The organism is Pseudoalteromonas sp. 2CM36K (assembly GCF_023161865.1).
Classification (GTDB): Bacteria; Pseudomonadota; Gammaproteobacteria; order Enterobacterales; family Alteromonadaceae; genus Pseudoalteromonas; species Pseudoalteromonas tetraodonis.
The window spans coordinates 1-1231 of the sequence record NZ_JALNTK010000050.1; the positions used below are offsets into that span (position 1 = coordinate 1).

General features: G+C 38.7%; 1 protein-coding gene. It reads left to right on the top strand.

The window, feature by feature from the left end:
* Positions 1–207: 207 nt before the first annotated feature.
* Positions 208–1191, top strand: coding sequence for an IS110 family transposase (locus MTN97_RS17770; RefSeq protein WP_036981290.1), 984 nt, complete (start codon positions 208–210; stop codon positions 1189–1191).
* The last annotated feature ends 40 nt before the right edge of the window (positions 1192–1231 follow it).

A 1231-nucleotide genomic window follows, 5' to 3' on the forward strand; every position in this document is an offset into this window, starting at 1 on the left:
CGCGGCATAAAGCCCCGCCTTGTATCTCTCTGTAATAGATGATTAGCTATCATTTATTACATCGGAAGTTAGTGAGCTTGTAGCCCCGCCCAGTACTTGATACTGAGCCGTAGATTAAGCCCTAGCTTCCAATTCTCAACAAACTGAATGGTATCCAAGCACTCTTAGATTAAGTTGATGCTGTATGTACAAGGGGAGTAAGTAGAGATGATGTTTATTGGTTTTGATATCAGTAAAGATAAAGTTGATTTATGTTGGCTGAGAGATCCAATCACTAATAAAAAGAAAACAAAAGTATTTAAAAATAACCACCTAGCTTTCAAGGAAATTAAGCAGTGGCTTTTAAGTACAACCAAAACTATAGCTGAGGAAATCGTTATCACGGTAGAGCCAACCGGTGTTTACCATGAGCCGTTAATGTACTTTTTATACCAGCAAGGATTCAATATTATTCTCGCTAACCCTAGCAAAGCAAAAAAATATGCTGAGGCTCTAAATGTTGTTCATAAAACAGATAGGTCAGATGCGATAATGCTTGCAAGCTACGGTTATGCTAAGCAATCAACCGTTAACTTCTGGCAACCTGAAGCAAAGGAAATTAGAGAGCTTAAATCCTTACTGCGTCGACTTGATGCATTGGAGTCCAATAAACAACGAGAGCAGAATCGATTAGAAGCAAGTGAGTTTAATGCGACATCTGAGCGAGTCACTCAATCATTAAAAGAAACGATTAACTTTCTAGATGATGAGATAAAAAAACTTAAGTCAGATATTGATAGTCACATAAATAGCTTTCCTGACTTAAAGAAGAATAGAACGTTACTAGAAACAATCCCCGGTATTGGGCCTGTTATGTCTCGGGAGCTGACGTATATATTCGCCGCTAAAAATTTCAGCAGAGCTAAGCAAGCTGCTGCCTACTGTGGCTTAATACCGCGGCTGCATGAGTCTGGGAAAATGAAGGGCCGTACAACTATGAGCAAGCTAGGGCCCTCAAAAATAAGAAGTAAACTTTATATGGCAGCAGTAGTCGCTGGGCAGTGGAATTATAAGATACAACAGCAAAAAATAGCCTTGCTGAATAATGGCAAAACGTCGATGCAAATCATTGGCGCCAATATGCGTAAACTCATTCATATATGTTTTGGTGTAATAAAAAATCAAGAAGCGTTTAAGCTCCAAGAAAGTTAAATACGATCTTGAAGCCTATAAAGAGAGATGGTATCTACAA

Bases quoted from the DNA above. Each gene is read 5' to 3' on its own strand.
- MTN97_RS17770 (WP_036981290.1), top strand. From the start codon at position 208: ATGATGTTTATTGGTTTTGATATCAGTAAAGATAAAGTTGATTTATGT.